General features: G+C 65.5%; 2 protein-coding genes. One reads left to right on the top strand and one right to left on the bottom strand.

Going from position 1 to position 1,352, the window contains the following annotated elements:
- The first annotated feature begins 129 nt into the window (after nucleotides 1–129).
- Nucleotides 130–884, top strand: a protein-coding gene (locus ACFWVC_RS38625) for an IS5 family transposase (protein ID WP_384299605.1) whose coding sequence is annotated in 2 segments (ribosomal slippage) — nucleotides 130–409 and nucleotides 409–884 — 756 coding nt in all. Because the reading frame shifts where the segments join, the coding sequence is not laid out codon by codon here.
- A 67-nt stretch (nucleotides 885–951) separates the two neighbouring features.
- Here the strand turns inward: ACFWVC_RS38625 and ACFWVC_RS38630 are convergent.
- Nucleotides 952–1,272, bottom strand: a complete 321-nt coding sequence (locus ACFWVC_RS38630) for a hypothetical protein (protein ID WP_384299600.1) — start codon at nucleotides 1,270–1,272, stop codon at nucleotides 952–954.
- Nucleotides 1,273–1,352 lie beyond the last annotated feature (80 nt).

The following is a 1,352-nucleotide window of genomic DNA, read 5'->3' on the forward strand; positions in this document are numbered from 1 at the left end:
GAGCTCGTAACACGATCACGTGGAGCGGCGCAGGTCAGCCGTAACCGGTGCGACGATTGAGCCGTTCGTGAGGGCGTGAGCGTCAAGCCGTGGGTCGTGGACGATGAGTTGTGGGCGTTGATCGGTCCGATGCTGCCGCCCTGGCCCGAGCGTTCGCCTGGTCCCAGGCCAGTGCCCGACCGGCTGTGCCTGCAGGGCATCCTGTTCGTCCTCTACACCGGGATCGCTTGGCAGCAGCTGCCGTTAGAGCTGGGCTTCGGCTCTGGGCAGACCTGCTGGAGGCGCCTGGAACGCTGGCAGGACGCCGGAGTCTTCGACCAGCTCCATCGGATACTGCTCGCAGAGCTGAACTCCGCCGGCGAGCTGGACTGGAGTCGCGCGTGTGTGGATGCCTCTCACGTGCGCGCGAAAAAGGGGGTGCCGCGACGGGCCCGTCACCGGTCGACCGCCGCAAGACCGGCAGCAAGCACCACCTGATCACCGACGGCGGCGGCATCCCGCTCAAGGTCATCACTACAGCGGCCAACGTCAACGACGTCACCCAGACCCTCGCCCTGGTCGATGGCGTCCCGCCAGTCGCCGGCCGAGCGGGTCACCCCCGCAAACGCCCCGACGCACTGCTCGGCGACAAGGGCTACGACAGCAAGCAAAATCGCGCGGAGCTGCGCAAACGCGGGATCTTGCCGGTCATCTCCCGAAAGGGCCAGCCCGACATCCAGGGCCTGGGCAAGCTCCGCTACGTCGTGGAGCAGACCTTCGCTTTACTGCACCAGTTCAAGCGCCTCGCCGTCCGCTGGGAACGACGCCTCGACCTGCATGACGCTCTTGTCTCACTCGCCTGCGGACTCATCTGCTGGCGTCGACTCCACCCCGGGCCACGCTGATCACGATGCCCGGACCTCGGAGGGCGCCGAGGCTCAACGAAGCAATTTCTGCTGGATAGGTCTGCTTCTACGGCAACTGCCTGGTACCTGCTGACTCCTCGGCCCCTGCCTGATAGGCGGTGAGAGTGAGTCGTCCGTCGTCCCCTGTTGCAGCGACGCTCACATGGAGCATGCTTTCTTCGTCGAAGCGCAGGGTGAAGAGCGGATCGAGCGCCATCAGGGAGTTGAAGCTCTCCCGGTCCTCCGCAGTCAGGGAAGGTTCGAGGATCGCGTCGCACGTCCAGTCGTTGCCGGTAACGCGAGCCGCGACTCGCACGCCGAGCCTGGCCAAGCACGTCGACCGGTTGGCCCACCACTCAAGCGTCGCGGTGCCCTCGTAGCTGTCCATCGCCCAAGTATCGCGGGCAGGTGGGCAGCCAAGTATCAGTGGCACAGCAACTGAGACCACAAGATCGTGTTACGAGCTCT

The sequence above is a fragment of the Streptomyces sp. NPDC058691 genome, assembly GCF_042714775.1.
Classification (GTDB): domain Bacteria; phylum Actinomycetota; class Actinomycetes; order Streptomycetales; family Streptomycetaceae; genus Actinacidiphila.

Excerpts from the sequence above, each read along its gene's own strand:
- ACFWVC_RS38630 (WP_384299600.1), bottom strand. The coding sequence starts at position 1,272 with ATGGACAGCTACGAGGGCACCGCGACGCTTGAGTGGTGGGCCAACCGG.